Source organism: Gulosibacter molinativorax, from assembly GCF_003010915.2.
GTDB lineage: Bacteria > Actinomycetota > Actinomycetes > Actinomycetales > Microbacteriaceae > Gulosibacter > Gulosibacter molinativorax.
Genome location: NZ_CP028426.1, coordinates 2230355 through 2246347 on the forward strand (window position 1 = coordinate 2230355; position 15993 = coordinate 2246347).

The window sequence follows — 15993 nt, forward strand, 5'->3', positions numbered from 1 at the left end:
GCGAGTAACTGACCCGATACTTCACGAGCGGCGGTCGACCTCATACTGCTTGCGCAGTTCCGCGAGATGAGCGCGCATGTCCTCCGAGCTAATCGCCCGGGAAGGATCGGCACGCATTTCTTCGATGGACTGCACGACTTCGGTGCGCAACCAGCGTTCAACCGCATCTTCCTGCGCGAAAAGCGCGCGAAGCCCTTCTCGAATTACTTCGCTCTCACTTGCATATGCACCAGTGGCGACGCGTTGTTTCAGCTGTTCCGCCATTTCGTTCGGAAGTGTGATACTGAGCTGTTTCGTCGTGCGCATTGTTGGTCCAATCCTTGAGTAGGACTAAATCCTACTTATCGAACCATGTGGATGGCCGAATAACTGAAAACCGTAAGGTCACGGGATCGACGCCGGCCCATCCTGTCTCGACGCGAGCGACCCGACCAAACGTTGCCGCGCATCCAACCGACCGACCCGGTTCGTTTACCTACGCAATCTAGCCTGACTCGCATCCACGCATACAACCCGAGCCGGTAACCATACAGTGGCTACGGATAGCAAAGAGGGGCTACATGACTCGAGCAGCATCTATGCATTGGTTTCTTCCCACGACGGGAGACTCGCGAAGCAGCCTCCTGACCGGCAGCGCGACTTACAACCTTGCGGATGCGGTGGGCGGCAACGAGCGCCCCGCCAGCCTCGAGTACCTCACGCAGATCGCCCGCGCGGCCGAGCAGATGCAGTTCGACGCCGTGCTCATCCCGACCGGCAGTTGGTGCCTCGACGCCTGGACCGTCGCGACGGCAGTCGCCACCCAAACCTCGAGAATCGACATGCTCGTGGCACTGCGCCCGGGCCTGATCTCCCCTACCGTGCAAGCTCAGCAGATCCGCTCGTTCCAGGAGCTCATCGGCGATCGCCTCAGGCTCAACGTCGTTGCCGGCGGGGAGGATGCGGAGCAGCGCCGGTTCGGCGACCGCGTCGACCACGACCAGCGCTACGCCCGCGCCAACGAGTACGTCTCGGTATTGCGCGGCCTTGCGACCGGCGAGCACGTCGATTTCCTCGGCAACCACTTCACGATCGAGGATGCATTCCTCCCCACCGCGACGACGATGCCGCCCGTCTACCTCGGCGGCTCATCGGATGCGGCGATCGAGATGGCTGCCGAGCAGGCGGATGTGTTCCTCACCTGGGGCGAGCCGGTCGCCCAAGCCGCGGCGAAGCGCGAGCGCGTGGTCGCGGCGGCGCAGCAGCGCGGGCGCGAACTCGAGTACGGCATCCGCTTGCACGTGATCACGCGACCCACCTCGGAGGCCGCCTGGCAGGCCGCCGACGACCTCGTCGCGAGCATCCCGCAGGAGCAGATCGACGCGGCGACCAAGGAGTTCGCGGGCTCCGGCTCGGTCGGCCAGCAGCGCATGGCGGCGCTGCGCCCGAAGGGACGCGACCGCGAATCGCTCACAATCGAGCCGAACCTGTGGGGCGGCATCGGGCTCGTGCGCGGCGGCGCGGGCACCGCGCTCGTCGGCAGCCACGTCGAGGTCGCGGACGCGATCGAGCGGTACATCAACGCGGGCTATAGCCAGTTCATCTTCTCGGGCACCCCGCACCTCGAAGAGACCTACTGGTTCGGCGAGGGCGTGACCCCAATCCTCCAGCAGCGCGGACTGCTCGGCTGAGTCGCGCATCCACCCCGGCATGGTCAACTCACTCCGCAAGCTCCGGCGAACCCTCGCAGCGACGCTCAGCCTCCTCTTCCTCGGCGGCGGCCTGACGGCGTGCGCGTCTGATTCGGGCGAACTCACCGAGCTGAATATCGACTACGCGACGTACAGCCTGCTGAGCCTCGTCGTGAAGGATCAGGGCTGGCTCGAGGCCGAACTCGAGGGCGTGGACGTGAACTGGGTGTTCTCGGCCGGTTCGAATAAGGCGAACGAGTACCTGCGCTCGGACACCGTCGATATCGCCACGACCGGCGGCGGGCCCGCGGTGCAGTCACGCGCGAACGGCACGCCCATCAAGACGATCATGCTGACGCACGCGAGCGAGGGGTACGCGTTCGTCGTTGCCGAGGATTCCGCGCTGACCTCGGTGTCGGAGTTCGACGGACTCTCGGTCGCCGCGACCCGCGGCACCGACGCCTATTACTTCGCGCTGCAGGCCCTCGAGTTGCACGGCCTCTCCCCCGACGACGTCACGCTCGAGAACATGCCGCACGCCGACGGCCGCTCGGGCCTCGAAACCGGTTCGGTGGATGCGTGGGCCGGCATCGACCCCATCCTCGCTGGGGCAGAACTCGGCGGCGCCCATGTCGTCTACACGAATCCGGAGCTGATTAGCCCGATCTTCCTCAACGCATCCGAGTCGTTCATCGAGCAGCAGCCCGAGACGGTGCAGCTCGTCGTCGACACGTACGAGCGTGCCCGCGAGTGGGTTCTCGCGAACCCGGACGAAGCGATCGCGATCTACGCGGATGAGGCCGGCGTCGAACAGGATGTGGCCGAGCTCACGTTCGAGCGGCTCGACTTCGGCATCGATCCGGTGCCCGATCCGGATGCGCTCGCGCCGACGCTCGAGACGATCGGAGGGTACATGGTCGACAGCGGCGACGTCGTGAGCCAAGAGGCCTACGACGAGGCACTCGCGACAATGTACGACAGCCAGTTCATCGAGGCGGCGACAAGTGAGCCGGATGCGTCGGGTGCGGCCTCGGATGCGGCCGGCGAGTCGGTCGGTGAGTGAATCGGTCGCTGAGTGAATCGCGCAGCGATTCGTATCGAAGCGACCGAAGCCGGGCATCCACGCCAAAGAGGGTGCGCATCCGACGCCGGATGCACACCCCCTCTATAGAGGCCACTACGCGATTAGCTGCGCTGTTCGCGACGCTTCTGCATCGTGACCAGTGCGGCTCCTCCGGCGACGAGCGCCAGGGTTAGCGCGACGAGCGGGGCGATATTCGCGCCGGTCTGAGCGAGACCGTTGTCGTCCTTCTTGTCGTTGACAGCCGGTGCCGCAGCGACATCGGTCTGGGTTGGTGGCACCGTCTCGGACGCAGCCGGGGTCTTCGTCGGGGTCGGCGCCACAGTCTCGGTCGGAGTCAGAGCCGGAGCAGGCGTCACGGTCTCAGTCGGCGAAGGTGCAGGCGTCACAGTTTCAATCGGCACCGGCGTCGGGTCGCCGCCATCGGCGACGGCGTGTGCGGTATAGCAGTTATCCTGCCCTGAGCTGTCGACGACGCCCTCAGGGATCACGAGGCACGCTTCGAACGCGTTCGCGGCAGTCGTGCCGGTGAGAACAAGGCCGAGACGAACCGTCACGGATTCGCCGGGTTGAAGCGCTTCGGCTCCGTTGATGCGGTACTGGCCAGTCGCTGGATCAAGCGTCGCGGTGAACCCGTCGGTCAGCACGAACGGGTCGCGCACGGCCATGTTATTGCCGAGCGTCACAAGTACGTCGACAGGTAGTGCCTGCGGCGTGGTGGTGAATACACTCTCGTCGTTCTCGATTACGAGCTCGATCTCGAATTCGGTGCCTACGGCGCCGGAAACTCCGTCGAACTCGAAGTTAACGTCGCCGACAACGTCGCCACTGAGTGACGCGTCTACGTTTGCGTTCACCATAGTTGTCGAACAGGTCGTCAATGTGCCCGCGGTCAAAGTGACCGTGCCGCCAGGCGCAAAACTCTCCTTGCCAGCGCAATACCAGGTGGCCGCCGTCCACGCATTAAGGTCGAACCCCGGCTGCGCATCCGGTGCTGCAATCACGACGGGCGTGTACTCGCCAGGAGCAACGCTGATGGACTCTCCCCTAGTAACCGCGTGGAGTGTCCCGGCACCGTCTTTGAGTGCCACCTGGAAATCGGCGTCTTCGCCAATCGCGGCCGGGGATCCGTCAGGATTCACGCCGCCGACTGCTATAGCCACGGCCTCAAAGCGCGGATCGGGTAGCGGCTCGCCGGCCGTAAAGGTCTCCACGCAGCTCGTCGAAAGCGTCCCGCTGACGGGGATCTGCCACCCCGCCGCCGAGCTGCCGCCGGTGGCGACGAAGTCGAACGCCTCCGGCGCATCCACGTCGAAGACGGTGCAATTCAGGTCGCTCGAGACGAGGCCCGACTGGTACGGATCGACGGTCACAGTGTACGTAGCAGCGGCGGGGTCGTCGATAACGAGCCCAAACGGGTTGCCTTGGTCGTCATCCTGGTTTGAGTGGGTCACGCCGCCACCTACCGCGGTGATGCCCCACGGCTGATCGACTGGCGGAAATATGGCGTCGCCGTTCTCATCAACCACGATGGCAACGTAATAGAACGATTGCCCCGGCGCCGCGTTCGCCGCCGTCGCACCGAGGCCGACCAACCCGGCTCCCGCAATCAGCGCGGCCGCACCGACCGCCGCTATACCCCTCTTCTGACGCGCGCTTCTTAGCACCGGTCACATCCTTCGGTTCGGGCGGAGCGCCTCGCTCACAGATTCCCCTCAGCCAAGCGTGACGTGACCGTTACCAAAACGGAATCACCCGATGTCAGCTGCACCACTGACCTTTGGTGACACCGGGTCGCTTAATTCTGTCGCGTGACAAAGCCGGTCTCGAAGGCGAGCACGACGGCCTGCACCCGACTCGCCAGGCCCACCTTGCTCAGGATGCGCGTGACATAGGTCTTCACGGTCTTTTCGCTGAGAAACAGGGTCTCGCCGATCTCGGCATTCGAGCGGCCACGCCCCACTTCCCGGAACACCTGCAGTTCGCGCTCGGTGAGGGATGCGAGTTCCGGCGGGATGGGTGCGCTCTGAATATCGGTATGCTTGGCCACCGCCACACCGGGCTGCCCGCTCGCCTGGCCCGGCCCATCCAGACCGCCGCGACCCAGGCTCCCGCGACCCGGCCCCGAATCCTCGGCCCGCGCATCCGGAGCGCCGCGAGTCAGCCGCGCATCCTCGTCCCGACCACCCGGAGCGCCGCGACCAGCATCCTCGGGACCCGGCTCCTCGAAGCCCGGCTCCTCCAAGCCCGGCCCCGCGAACCCCGCCGCGAGCTGGTCGAGCACGGAAGGTGCGAAGGAACGGCGGCCGCGGTGCGCATCCCTTACGGCCTGGATGAGCTCGGTCGCCGAGCTTGTCTTGATCAGGTATCCGTGTGCCCCGGCCTGGAGCGCGGCGCGAACGTTGTCGCTGTCGGGCAGGGTCGTGAGCATGATCACGGTAGTTGCGGGCGATTCCAACGCGGTTTCGCGGGCGGCCTGGATGCCGTCGACGCCTGGCATCGCGATGTCGAGCAGCACGACGTCCACGTTGTTTTCCGCCGCGAAGCGCGCGACGTTGGCGCCGTCCGCGAGTTCGCCAACGACCTCGATATCCGGCTCCGAGCCGATGATCGTTCGGAGTCCGTCTCGCACGAGCTCGTGATCGTCGACGATCGCTACGCGGATCATGCGGACTCCTCTCGAAGCGGCTCGCGGTCGAGCACCTCGAACCCGTCCCCCGCGGCGTCCCACTTCAGTGGCCAGTCTGCCCGAATTTCGAAGCCCTCGTCGACATCCCCAAAGCTGATATTGCCGCGCGCATCCTGCACTCGCTCGGTCAGGCCAGCTAACCCCGAGCCGGAACCCACGTGCGCGACCACGGTCGTGTCGGTGCCGGCGACCCCGTTGCGCACCGTCACGTGCCGCCGCGTGTCGCGCGTCCGCACCGCAATCTCGACGGTCGAGCCGGGCGCATAGCGCGCGGCATTCGTGAGGCCCTCCTGCACGATTCGATAGGCCAGCTCGTCGTCGAGCGCGTTGTCGTCGAGGCCCGCGCGGATGGTGAGGCCGAGGTTGCAGGCGCCGTCGACGAGATGCTGCAGGTCGAGCTTCAGTTCCCCGCGCTGGAGCCGATCCGCGATGGACTCGAGCTCGAGCGCGGTACTTCCAGCGATATCGAGCACGTTGCCGAGCGCCGCATTTGACTCCTGCGGTTTCGCGTCGAGGTGGATGCGCGCCACCTGCGCCTGCAGGCTCACGCTCGCGACGGCGTGGCTCACGACGTCGTGCAGTTCGCGCGCGATGCGGCGACGTTCCTCCCGAATCGCGCCGATCTCGGCCTCCGCGAGCTGCGCCGTGTACTTCGCCGCGCGGGCCTCCTCACGGTGCTGGGTCTCATCCTGATGCGCCCACGCCAGCCCGCCGAAGATGCCGAGGGTAAGCAGCAGGAGCACATAGCCGACGCCTTCGTGCCCGTGCTCGGCCCCGAGCCAGACCGACGCCAACCCGACCGCGCCAATGGCCCACCACCGCTGTGGTGATTCCGCCTGCCCGAGCCGCCAGCACAGGGCGGCGAGCGGCAGGCCGATCGGTACGAGCACCTCGGGCGGATGCGGGGTGTCGAGTTTCGCGACGATGAGCGCGCAGGCCGCGAGGAGGCCAGCCGTAATCGGTAGCCGCGGGGCGATGAGCGCTGCCGCCGGCACCAAGAGTGCGGGCACGAGGGTAACTGGACGCTGCCAGTCGCTGCCCATGAGGCTGGGGCCCACGAGCATGAGGGCCGACGTGAGTACGGCCGCGACGACTTGCAGGCGCAGGATCGCAGCGGGAGTCAGGCTCCTGCGTCGCTGCACGACGGGCAACACGCGTCGTTGCGTGTGTGTCGTGCCGCGAAGCGCCCCGAGCGTGGCGTGGAGTCGGTCGATCGCGGTGCGTGCCGCATCCTGAATCGAGCCAATGCGCGCATCCGTTGCGTGTTTTGAGGCGGCGGTCGCGCGCATCCGGATCTGGTCGAGGGCAGCGCGCAGCGTCGCGATCGACTCGTCGATGACTCGGCGGCGCTCCTGCGCGGCCGCGCCGTGCGCGACGCGGGCGACGTCGATGGCGCCGAGACGCTCCGCCATGTCGGCGGAGCGGTGCGCGGCATTCTGGCGACACGTAACGATGTAGCCAAACGCCCACGGCACCAGGCACACGAACGACGCTGCGGGCAACGAGCCGAGCGTCGCGCCGTCGCGGAGCATCATCGTGCCAGTAAACGCAACCACGAAGGCTAGCGCGAGCGACACCGGGACCTGTACACGAGCCAGTCGGTACAGCGCCGCCATGACCGGCAGGACGAGGTCGATGCCGCCGTATTCGACGCCGGTCAACGCAGACACGAGGCTCGCGAGCAAGATCAGCGCCGCACCAAGCACCGGCCGCGGGCCGAGCAGCCACGCCCCGAGCATCGCGATCGGTGGGACCACCCACGCCCATGGCGTGGGTGCGGGGACGAGAAATACCGCCGCCCACACGCCTACGAGGACGGCGAATACCCAATGCCAGCGGCTGCGCCACCACGGACTCGCCATGCGGTCAGCCTAGTTCGACCCTGCGACAATTTGCGCAAGTTTCTAGGAGCACATTCGATTGCGTGCGCACAGGTTTGCAAGCCTGGTTGTCAGCGTGCGCGGAGCGCATCGTGCCCCTGTTATTGGGCCCCCGGGAGGCCTAGAGTTGAAGGATGCCTCGCCGGGTTCGTGATTATCGAGGGCTCACTGAGATGAGCCGGCTGAGACTGCTCCACGCGGTCCAGCGGCGTCCCGGCCGACTCTTGAAAGACCTCGCTGCCGATGCGGGCATCCACATTAACACCGCGCGCGAGCACATGCGCGTGCTCGAGGACGAGGGGCTCGTCGCCTCCGCACCTGTCGAGACCGGCCGTCGCGGCCGCCCGCCGGTCGTGTTCTCGCCGGTGGTCGATGCCGAGTCGAGTGCCGAGGCTGGCCGTCGGGTGAAGGATGCGGTGGCTCGCGGCGAGCTGCTGCGGCGCGTCCAGCCCGACCTGCGCGGGTCGCTCGCCGCCGAGACGCTGCACCAGCTCGACACGCTCTTCGAGCACCTCGACGACGTGGGGCTCGAGCCCGAGATCGATCAGGATGCGCTGGCCGTCGGACTGCGACCCTGCCGCTACGAGCCACTCATTGAAGAGGAGCGGCCCGTCGTCTGCGCGGTGCACGCGAAGCTCGTGCGCGATCAGCTGCAGCAGATCGATGGCCCTTTGGAGTTGCGGCGGCTGCATCCATACGTGGGTCCGGAGCGCTGCGAAATCGTGCTCGGGGTCGCTGGTGAGTCGGCGCGCTCGGTGCGGGATGGCGGCGTTGACGCGGATGCGGACGACGGCGAGCTCGCCGCGCGGGCCGATGCGGCGATGCGCGAGTGGGAGCGCAAGTCGTCGCGTGTGCTACTCAACGGGCCCGAGGGCGCCCGCGAGGCGTGAGTAGCGTGCGTCCCGCAGATTAGCGCGCGGCACACGCATCCAGCCATTGCCGACAGCGCCCGCGCTTGCCATTGCCATTGCCGATAGCGCTCGCCCTTGCCCGTACACAGGCCCGGGCAAGCGATAGCGACCATGTCTAGCCGACGGCACGCATCCAACCATTGCCGGTATCGCTCGCAATTGCCCGTACACAGGCCCGGGCAAGCCACAGCGACCATGCCTAGCCGACTGCGCGCATCCAACCATTGCCCGTATCGCTCGCAATTGCCCGTACACAGGCCCGGGCAAGCCACAGCGACCATGCCTAGCCGACTGCGCGCATCCAACCATTGCCCGTATCGCTCGCAATTGCCCGTACACAGGCCCGGGCAAGCCACAGCGACCATGCCTAGCCGACGGCACGCATCCAACCATTGCCCTGCCTCTCGCCAGACGTGATCCCGGCAACGCACACTCACTCGTAAGCCAACCGATCTAGGGTTTGTATATACGTTGTACATACCGGAGGTCGCAGATGACAAAGGACGCAGTCTTTACGCTCAAGCTCGAATCAGAGCTACGAGACGAGTTTCTGGCTGCCGCAGCCGCGGCCCAGCGGCCAGCATCCCAGGTCGCACGTGAGCTAATGCGCGAATACGTTCAATCTCAGAACCAGCAGCGCGAATACCAAGAGTTCCTCGCCGAGAAGACGCGATCCGCGCGTGAATCGCTGCAAGCCGGAGACGGAGTCGACAACGCCGAAGTTGAGGGTCGGTTCGCTGAGCGTCGAACCCCGCGCACGTGAAAGTCATATGGGCTCCGCAGGCCATATCCGATCGCGATGAAATCTGGGCGTACATTGACGAAGACAATCCAGTGGCGGCGGCTCAAGTAGACGAACGGTTCAGCGCAGCCGCAGCGCGCCTCGCTTCATTCCCCGAACTTGGGAAATCGGGGCTGATCGCTGGCACTCGCGAACTCACCCCGTACAACAACTACCGGATGGTCTACGAAATAGCGGGAGACGAAGTGTGGATACTCGCCATCGTTCACACCTCAAGGTTGTGGCCACCGACCTCGCCGCAATAGGGCGAACGAGCAGAAAGAACGCGGACTAGCCGGCTCGCCTCCCCCAGCTATTGCCGGGGCGCTCTCCATTGCCGATAGGGCTCGCAATTGCCCGTACACAGGCCCGGGCAAGCGATAGCGACCATGCCTAGCCGACGGCACGCAGGCACCCATTGCCGGTAGCGCTCATGGTGGCCTGTATACGGGCCATCGAGAGCGCTACCGGCAGTCCCAACGCCAAGCGCTGGCCACTCGCGGCCAAGCGCCCGCCGCTAAGGCGCTCAAGCGCCCGCCGCTACTGCGGGTTCTGCGCCCAGAGGTCGGGGCCGAACACCTCGTAGTGGATGTTCTCGCTCGGCACGCCCTGCTCCATGAGCGATTTGCGCGCCGCCTGCATGAACGGCAGCGGGCCGCACATGAAGACCTGAGCGTCGCCCGGCACATCAACGTCCACCAGGTTCATGAACCCGGAACGAGCGGGGTTCAGCGTCGGTGCAGTCTCGGCGCCCTCCTCGTACCAGTTCTGCGCCTTCGCGTCCGACATCGCGAGGACTTGGCGGCGCAGGCCGTCGTACAGCGCGTGGTTCGCGTGCGACTTGTCGGCGTGGAACAGGCGCACCTTGCGGTCAGGCTGGCGACGCGAGAGGTCTTCCATGATCGCCGCGACCGGCGTGATGCCGATGCCCGCCGAGACCAGCACGACCGGCGCATCCGACTCTTCGAGCACGACGTCACCGGCGGGCTGCGAAACGTTCAGCACCGTGCCAGGCTTCGCGTTCTCGTGCAGCCAGCCCGACACCGCGCCATCCGGAGTACCGTTGACGCCGCGAACGCGCTTGATCGTCACGCGAATCGAGTCGCCACGCGGTCCTGACGAAATCGTGTACTGGCGCGGCTGGCGCATCCCGTTCGGCAACAAAACCTCGATCGCGACGTACTGGCCCGTGCGGTGCGAAGGCACGTTGCCCTCGACCGGCGCGAGCAAGAGCGAAAAGACCTCGTCGGACTCCTCGAAGCGCTCGACGACGCGGTATTGGCGCCACGGCGACTCGGGGTCGGTGCCGCCCTGCGCGTAGAGCTTCGCTTCCTCGGCGATGAGCTGCGTCGCGAACAGCCAGTACACCTCGTCCCAGGCCGCGGCGACTTCAGGAGTCACCGCGTCACCGAGCACCTTGCCGATCGCCCCCATCAGGTACTTACCGACGATCGTGTATTGCGGGCCCTTGATGCCGAGCGACACGTGCTTGTGCGCGATGCGCTGCATGATCGGAGTGAAGTCGGGCGCATCCGGCGTAACCAGCTGCACCGCGAACGCCACGACCGAGGCCGCGAGCGCCTTTTGCTGCTCACCGATCGCCTGGTTCGCGTGGTTGAAGACGTTGAGGAGCTCCGGATGCGCCTCGAACATGTCCGGGTAAAAGACCTTCGTAATGGCTTCGGCGTTCTCGGCGACAACGCCCGCGGTGGCGGCGACGATGGCTTCGTTTTCCGGATGAAGTTTCAGCATGGTGAGCGGCTCTCCTCAAAGCAGTGGATGCAAACAACACTTCGATCTTGCCGAGTCACGAAATATCTCGCTCGCGTTTCGACCGTGTTTATTCGACCGTTCGCGCTCACGAACGCGTGCACGGTCAGGCTCCGCCAGTACGCTCCGCGAGCGGCGTCACGCTCAAGCCGGTCGTCCTCTACCCGTAGTCGCTAGGCCGCATACCCCGAAACCCAGGTTGGATGCTGTGCCATCAGGCGCAGCGCGAACTCGCGTTTCGGGGTCGGCGGCGATTCCCGCATCCACTCGGTGATGAGCGTGATCGTGCCGCCGGCGAGGAAGAGCGCGGTGTCGTCTCGGTTAATGCCGGGCGGCACCGCGCTCCCCAGCACGTCGAAGATCTCGAGGTAATTGTCGGCGAGGGCGCGGCGAACCGCTTCCGGCGCCCGCGACGTCGTCTTCCACTCAAGCGAACTCACGAAGAACGCCCGGTGCTCGTCGAGGTAGTCGAGGAACACGAGGGTCGCCGCTTCCGCCGCCTCGCGGAGGGAATCGCCCCGCCTAATTCGCATCGTATCGGCCACAGTGGATGCGCGAAAAATACCCGAGAGCATGTCGATCGCGAGCGCATCCAGATCCGAGTATTGGTCGTAGAACGCGCTCCGCGAGACACTAGCCTCGCGCGCGATCGCGTTGACGCTGATCTCCTGGTCGGGCCGCGCTGCGAGCCGACGAACCGCATCCTGAATCGCGGCGCGGGTTCGCGCCGGACGCGGATCCGCCGCGCGCTTCGAGTCAGGTGCCGAGTCGTCTTCCATCATCCCAGCCTATCGACCGACGAAGGTTGATACCACAGTGGCACCATCCTCACCTGGCAATGACACTTCGACTCACTCCCGATGACGAACGCGCACTTCGCCTACTTGCGGAAGAACAGGGCATTAGTCGCCAAGAAGCAACGGTCCGAGCAATTCACGAGGCTGCCGCGCGGCATGTTCGTGAGGAGCAAGTGCGAGAACTCTCGAAGCGGGCGCGAGATCGGTACGCCGACCTGCTCAAGCGACTCGGCGAATGACGGAATACCTGTCGCTCGAAGACGCACTCGCGCTGACCGCGGACCTCAATGTGGGGCCGGTTAGAGACGTGGGGCTCCTCGACGCCGCATTGCACCGCCCTTCAAGTGTCGTATTCGGCCGGGAGGTGTACCCGAACCTCGATACCAAAGCAGCCGCGCTGCTCGAATCAATCGTTCGAAACCATCCGCTCGTCGACGGCAATGAGCGTCTCGGTTGGCTTTGCGTCGTGGTGTTCTACGGACTTAACGAGGTAGATCTCGACGCCGACGACGACGAGGCGTTCGACCTCGTCATCGGTATCGCATCTGGTTCGGTTACCACGGAAGAGATCGTGATCGCTGTCCCGCTGGCGCTGATAACCGGCCAAAGCGGACCTTTCGATACGGCCTGCGGCCTACTCAAGAACCTCGCCCGTTACCCGAGCTGGTCCAGTGCCTGCAGCATATCGGCGACGAGGTCCTCGGCATCTTCGATCCCAACGCTGAGCCGAATGAGATCGGCCGGCACCTCGAGTTCCGTGCCACTCACCGACGCGTGCGTCATCGCGGCTGGCAGCTCGATGAGCGACTCGACGCCGCCGAGCGACTCGGCCAGCTGGAAAACGCGCGTCGACTCGACGAGCTTGCGCGCCGCATCCGCCCCGCCGCGCACCTGCAGCGACACCATGCCGCCGAAGCGACGCTGCTGACGCGCCGCTATCTCGTGGCCGGGGTGGCTCTCGAGCCCCGGGTAGTGGATGGCCGACACGGCGGGGTGGGTAGCGATCGCGGCGACGACGGCCTCGGCATCGTCGCTGTGAGTGCGCATTCGCGCCGAGAGCGTCTTGATGCCGCGGCTGAAGAGCCACGCATCGAACGGCGAGAGCGCGCCGCCGGATGCGTTCTGCAGGAACCCGATCGGCTCGCCGAGCGCGGGCTCGCGCACGATCACCGCGCCACCCACCGCATCCGAGTGCCCGCCGAGGTACTTCGTGAGCGAGTGCACGACGAAGTCGGCGCCGAGCACGATCGGCTGCTGCAGGTACGGCGTCGCGAACGTGTTGTCGACGACGAGCAGCGCGCCCGACTCGCGCGCGATCGCCGCGACCGCCGCGATGTCGGTGATGCGCAGCAGTGGGTTCGAGGGCGTCTCGACCCACAGCAGCTTCGGCTTCGTCTCGGCCACCGCGGCGCGCACGGCGTTAAGATCAGTGAAGTCGACCGGGCGGTTCTGCACGCCCCACTGCGAGTACACCTGGTCGATGAGCCGGTACGTGCCGCCGTACGCGTCGTTTCCGATCACGATCGTGTCGCCGGGCCGCGTGTGCGCGCGGATCAGCGCATCCTCCGCCGCGAGGCCGCTCGCGAACGCGTAGGCCGCCGCACCCTGCTCGAGAGACGCGAGGGTTTCCTGCAGCGCGGTGCGCGTCGGGTTTCCACTGCGCGAGTACTCGTACTCGCTGCGCAGCTTGCCGACGCCGTCCTGCACGAACGTCGACGTGAGGTGCAGCGGCGGGATCACCGCGCCCGTTCCGGGGTCATTCGGGTTACCGTCGTGAATCGCGCGCGTACTGAAGCCGGTCATTGTTGTGTCTCCTTGTGGTGGTGCGGTGGTTGCTGTGGTCGGGCGGGGTGCGCTGGTCGGTTGGGTGCTCGCCATTGCAGTTAGCTGCAGCCATTGCATGTGTACGGGCAAGGGTGAGAGCTGCGGGCAGGGGGTCGGAACGCCACCATTGCCGCTAGCTGCACTCATTGCCTGTGTACGGGCAAGGGCGAGAGCTACGGGCAGGGGGTCGGAACGCCACCATTGCCGCTAGCCGCAGCCATTGCCTGTGCACGGGCAAGGGTGAGAGTTACCAGCAGGGGTAGCAGTGGTTGTTGGGTGGCAGTGGTTGTTGGGTGGCAGCGGTGGTCGGGTGGATGTGGTTGTCGGGTGGCAACGGTGGTCGGGTGGATGTGGTGGCCGGGTGGCAGCGTCGGGCCGGGACTACGCAAGTAGCCCCTGCTCGCGCATCCAGTCGTCGTTGAAGATCTTGTTGAGGTAGCCGCGGCCGCTGTCGGGCAGGATCACGACGACCACGGCAGTCGCGTCGAGCCCCTCGGCAACGCGCAAAGCCGCCGCCACCGCCATGCCGGATGAGCCGCCCACGAGCAACGCCTCCTCCGTCGCGAGCCTGCGGGTCATGGCGAACGACTCGGCGTCGCCGATCTTGAGGATGCGGTCGGGCACCGTGGTATCGAAGGCGTCTGGGAAGAAGTCCTCGCCGACGCCCTCGACGAGGTAACCGTGCGCATCCCCGCCGCTGTAAATCGAGCCCTCGGGCTCGACGCCGATGACCTCGACGCGGCCCTCGGAGGCATCCTTGAGGAAGCGGCCCGTGCCGCTAATCGTGCCGCCGGTGCCGACGCCAATTACGGCGTGCGTGACCAAGCCGTCGGTGTCCCGCCAAATCTCGGGGCCGGTGCTGCGGTAGTGCGCGAGTGGTCCGTTCGGGTTCGCGAACTGATTCGGCATATAAGCGCCCGGGATCTCGTCGACGAGCCGGGCTGCCACGCTGTTGTAGGAGCGCGGGTCGTCGGTGGCGACCGCGGTCGGGGTGATGACAACGCGAGCGCCGTACGCCTCGAGCACGCGGATCTTGTCGGTCGCGACCTTGTCGGGTAGCACGAACACGGTCTTGTACCCGCGGCGCTGCGCCTCGAGCGCGAGGCCGACGCCGGTGTTTCCCGAGGTGGCCTAGACGATCGTGCCGCCCGGCCGCAGTTCGCCCGCGGCTTCGGCAGCGTTGAGAATCGTGCCGGCGATGCGGTCCTTCACCGAGCCGCCGGGATTCAGATATTCGACTTTGGCGAGGATGCGTGCCCCGGACTTGGGTGCGAGGGCCGCAAGTTCGACGAGCGGAGTGTTACCGATGACCTCGGTGATCGAGGAATAGATGCGCAAGGAGAATCCTGAGGGGTGTTGTCTTGGTCATGAGAATGGCCCCCAGCACTTGCGCTGGAGGGAGACTAAGAACAACAACACTGCTGCATGCTCCCGACGGTAGCGGCCTCGACGAGACTACGGGCCTGCGGCGTCACGAAACGAAATATTACGTTCGGGGCTCCGGCGACGACATCGAGCACCCGAAGGGATGTGCAATAGAACTTTGTACGATTCCAAAACGTGTAAAAATTCACGCAACTTCTTTACACGTTCGCCGAAGAAAACACGATCGTGAACTCCAACTTCATCGTCGGCCGCTCAAATCACCTTGCGGCCAATTCGTTTGCGACGCCAAGAGGTCGAGGGCGATAGACAAACGTCACCAGCACGACGCTGATGAGCATCAGCAGGAACCAAGAGACGAGCTTCATGATCGACACCGGCGTCCAGCCATCAAGTTGATCGGGGTAGGCCCAGGCACCCGCCCACGTCGCGATGTTCTCGGCAAACCAGATGAACATCGCGACGAGTCCGAAGGCGACCAGAATCGGCATCTTGAGCGTTCGTCGGTAGACGCGAAAATGCATCCAGGTGCGCCAAAAGATCGCAACGACGAACGCAAGAATCACCCACCGTGCATCCCACACGTAGTGGTGCGTGAAGAAGTTCGCGTAAGCCGCGAGCGCCGCCACGGCAGTGAGCCACAGTGGCGGGTAGCGATCGAAGCGAAGATCCATGAGTCGATACACGCGCACCATGTAGGAGCCGACCGCCGCGTACATGAATCCCGTGAATAGCGGCACTCCACCAATGCGCAGCACCCCATCTGGGTCGTAGAGCCAGGAGCCGACGCCGGTCTTGAACAGTTCCATGACGGTACCGGTGATGTGAAAGAGCACGATGACCCAGAGCTCGCGGCCTGTCTCGAGCCTCGTCACGAGCATGAGCGCCTGGATGCAGATGGCCACGATGACGAGCATGTCGTTGCGCGCGAGCGCGGCGTCATCGGGCCACCAGAGTCGAGCTGCGACGATCGCGATCAACATGAGCGCGCCGAACAGGCATGCCCAGGCCTGCTTCAGTCCGAAAACGAGGAACTCGACGAGAAAGGCGCGGATGCCGTGAGCATTCGCGCCTTTCAGCCAACGGTTGAAGATGCGATCGAGCGCGCGCTCGACTCTCGTCAGCTCGTGCCGGTGAGTCTCGTCGCGTTTATCCATTCGGTCCAGCCTGCCATGGGCGAGCTCGTTCTCTCGTCAGCAGTATGGCC

General features: G+C 65.5%; 15 protein-coding genes and 2 pseudogenes. 7 read left to right on the forward strand and 10 right to left on the reverse strand.

What is annotated here, in order from left to right:
• Positions 1-21: 21 nt before the first annotated feature.
• Positions 22-306, reverse strand: coding sequence for a ribbon-helix-helix domain-containing protein (locus GMOLON4_RS10300; RefSeq protein WP_026936374.1), 285 nt, complete (start codon positions 304-306; stop codon positions 22-24).
• 272 nt (positions 307-578) lie between these two features.
• Here GMOLON4_RS10300 and GMOLON4_RS10305 point away from each other — a divergent pair, with 272 nt between their 5' ends.
• Positions 579-1670, forward strand: coding sequence for an LLM class flavin-dependent oxidoreductase (locus GMOLON4_RS10305; RefSeq protein ID WP_211222683.1), 1092 nt, complete (start codon positions 579-581; stop codon positions 1668-1670).
• Between the two features lie 19 nt (positions 1671-1689).
• Entirely contained in the window at positions 1690-2733 is a 1044-nt protein-coding gene (locus tag GMOLON4_RS10310) for an aliphatic sulfonate ABC transporter substrate-binding protein (protein WP_051266474.1), read from the forward strand.
• 122 nt (positions 2734-2855) lie between these two features.
• Here the strand turns inward: GMOLON4_RS10310 and GMOLON4_RS10315 are convergent, their stop codons facing one another.
• The 3 genes from GMOLON4_RS10315 to GMOLON4_RS10325 form a co-directional block, all read right to left on the reverse strand.
• On the reverse strand, positions 2856-4418 hold the full coding sequence (locus tag GMOLON4_RS10315) for a hypothetical protein (protein WP_146137462.1): 1563 nt from the start codon (positions 4416-4418) through the stop codon (positions 2856-2858).
• A gap of 131 nt (positions 4419-4549) precedes the next feature.
• Positions 4550-5419, reverse strand: coding sequence for a response regulator transcription factor (locus GMOLON4_RS10320; RefSeq protein ID WP_026936371.1), 870 nt, complete (start codon positions 5417-5419; stop codon positions 4550-4552).
• Complete coding sequence (locus tag GMOLON4_RS10325; RefSeq protein ID WP_026936370.1) at positions 5416-7302, reverse strand: sensor histidine kinase; 1887 nt, start codon at positions 7300-7302, stop codon at positions 5416-5418. Before GMOLON4_RS10325 ends, GMOLON4_RS10320 begins: the two co-directional genes overlap by 4 nt.
• 191 nt (positions 7303-7493) lie before the next feature.
• Between GMOLON4_RS10325 and GMOLON4_RS10330 the strand changes: the two genes are divergently transcribed.
• The 3 genes from GMOLON4_RS10330 (at position 7494) to GMOLON4_RS16420 (ending at position 9278) form a co-directional block, all read left to right on the forward strand.
• Positions 7494-8210, forward strand: a complete 717-nt coding sequence (locus tag GMOLON4_RS10330) for a helix-turn-helix domain-containing protein (RefSeq protein ID WP_026936369.1) — start codon at positions 7494-7496, stop codon at positions 8208-8210.
• A gap of 514 nt (positions 8211-8724) precedes the next feature.
• Complete coding sequence (locus tag GMOLON4_RS10335) at positions 8725-8994, forward strand: hypothetical protein (protein ID WP_026936368.1); 270 nt, start codon at positions 8725-8727, stop codon at positions 8992-8994.
• Positions 8991-9278, forward strand: coding sequence for a type II toxin-antitoxin system RelE/ParE family toxin (locus GMOLON4_RS16420; protein WP_026936367.1), 288 nt, complete (start codon positions 8991-8993; stop codon positions 9276-9278). Before GMOLON4_RS10335 ends, GMOLON4_RS16420 begins: the two co-directional genes overlap by 4 nt.
• Positions 9279-9552: 274 nt before the next feature.
• Here GMOLON4_RS16420 and GMOLON4_RS10340 read toward each other — a convergent pair whose 3' ends face one another.
• Both GMOLON4_RS10340 and GMOLON4_RS10345 read right to left on the reverse strand, forming a co-directional pair.
• The gene (locus GMOLON4_RS10340) at positions 9553-10764 is read right to left on the reverse strand and encodes a globin domain-containing protein (RefSeq protein WP_035732254.1); all 1212 of its coding nucleotides are present in this window, start codon (positions 10762-10764) and stop codon (positions 9553-9555) included.
• Positions 10765-10955: 191 nt separating this feature from the next.
• The gene (locus tag GMOLON4_RS10345) at positions 10956-11561 is read right to left on the reverse strand and encodes a TetR/AcrR family transcriptional regulator (protein ID WP_146137463.1); all 606 of its coding nucleotides are present in this window, start codon (positions 11559-11561) and stop codon (positions 10956-10958) included.
• Positions 11562-11620: 59 nt separating this feature from the next.
• Here GMOLON4_RS10345 and GMOLON4_RS10350 point away from each other — a divergent pair, with 59 nt between their 5' ends.
• Both GMOLON4_RS10350 and GMOLON4_RS16325 read left to right on the forward strand, forming a co-directional pair.
• Entirely contained in the window at positions 11621-11818 is a 198-nt protein-coding gene (locus tag GMOLON4_RS10350; protein WP_245575386.1) for a CopG family transcriptional regulator, read from the forward strand.
• Positions 11815-11994: pseudogene (locus GMOLON4_RS16325) on the forward strand (alcohol dehydrogenase); the annotation flags it as partial. The gene GMOLON4_RS10350 and the pseudogene GMOLON4_RS16325, both read left to right, overlap by 4 nt.
• Here GMOLON4_RS16325 and GMOLON4_RS16330 read toward each other — a convergent pair.
• The 4 genes and pseudogenes from GMOLON4_RS16330 to GMOLON4_RS10370 all read right to left on the reverse strand — a co-directional run bounded on the left by GMOLON4_RS16330 (position 11986) and on the right by GMOLON4_RS10370 (position 15943).
• A complete protein-coding gene (locus GMOLON4_RS16330; RefSeq protein WP_026936363.1) occupies positions 11986-12186 on the reverse strand; it encodes a hypothetical protein in 201 nt (66 codons plus the stop codon). The pseudogene GMOLON4_RS16325 and the gene GMOLON4_RS16330 overlap by 9 nt on opposite strands.
• A 47-nt stretch (positions 12187-12233) precedes the next feature.
• The gene (locus GMOLON4_RS10360) at positions 12234-13382 is read right to left on the reverse strand and encodes a cystathionine gamma-synthase (RefSeq protein WP_026936362.1); all 1149 of its coding nucleotides are present in this window, start codon (positions 13380-13382) and stop codon (positions 12234-12236) included.
• 408 nt (positions 13383-13790) lie between these two features.
• Positions 13791-14741 (reverse strand): annotated as a pseudogene (locus tag GMOLON4_RS10365) (PLP-dependent cysteine synthase family protein); the annotation flags it as partial.
• A gap of 305 nt (positions 14742-15046) precedes the next feature.
• Positions 15047-15943, reverse strand: a complete 897-nt coding sequence (locus tag GMOLON4_RS10370) for a DUF817 domain-containing protein (protein ID WP_051266472.1) — start codon at positions 15941-15943, stop codon at positions 15047-15049.
• Between the last annotated feature and the right edge of the window lie 50 nt (positions 15944-15993).

What these genes read in the sequence shown, in the direction of transcription:
- GMOLON4_RS10300 (WP_026936374.1), bottom strand. Translation starts at nt 306, where the DNA reads ATGCGCACGACGAAACAGCTCAGTATCACACTTCCGAACGAAATGGCG.
- GMOLON4_RS10305 (WP_211222683.1), top strand. Translation starts at nt 579, where the DNA reads ATGCATTGGTTTCTTCCCACGACGGGAGACTCGCGAAGCAGCCTCCTG.
- GMOLON4_RS10310 (WP_051266474.1), top strand. Translation starts at nt 1,690, where the DNA reads ATGGTCAACTCACTCCGCAAGCTCCGGCGAACCCTCGCAGCGACGCTC.
- GMOLON4_RS10320 (WP_026936371.1), bottom strand. Translation starts at nt 5,419, where the DNA reads ATGATCCGCGTAGCGATCGTCGACGATCACGAGCTCGTGCGAGACGGA.
- GMOLON4_RS10325 (WP_026936370.1), bottom strand. Translation starts at nt 7,302, where the DNA reads ATGGCGAGTCCGTGGTGGCGCAGCCGCTGGCATTGGGTATTCGCCGTC.
- GMOLON4_RS10330 (WP_026936369.1), top strand. Translation starts at nt 7,494, where the DNA reads ATGAGCCGGCTGAGACTGCTCCACGCGGTCCAGCGGCGTCCCGGCCGA.
- GMOLON4_RS10335 (WP_026936368.1), top strand. Translation starts at nt 8,725, where the DNA reads ATGACAAAGGACGCAGTCTTTACGCTCAAGCTCGAATCAGAGCTACGA.
- GMOLON4_RS10340 (WP_035732254.1), bottom strand. Translation starts at nt 10,764, where the DNA reads ATGCTGAAACTTCATCCGGAAAACGAAGCCATCGTCGCCGCCACCGCG.
- GMOLON4_RS10345 (WP_146137463.1), bottom strand. Translation starts at nt 11,561, where the DNA reads ATGGAAGACGACTCGGCACCTGACTCGAAGCGCGCGGCGGATCCGCGT.
- GMOLON4_RS10350 (WP_245575386.1), top strand. Translation starts at nt 11,621, where the DNA reads ATGACACTTCGACTCACTCCCGATGACGAACGCGCACTTCGCCTACTT.
- GMOLON4_RS10360 (WP_026936362.1), bottom strand. Translation starts at nt 13,382, where the DNA reads ATGACCGGCTTCAGTACGCGCGCGATTCACGACGGTAACCCGAATGAC.
- GMOLON4_RS10370 (WP_051266472.1), bottom strand. Translation starts at nt 15,943, where the DNA reads ATGGATAAACGCGACGAGACTCACCGGCACGAGCTGACGAGAGTCGAG.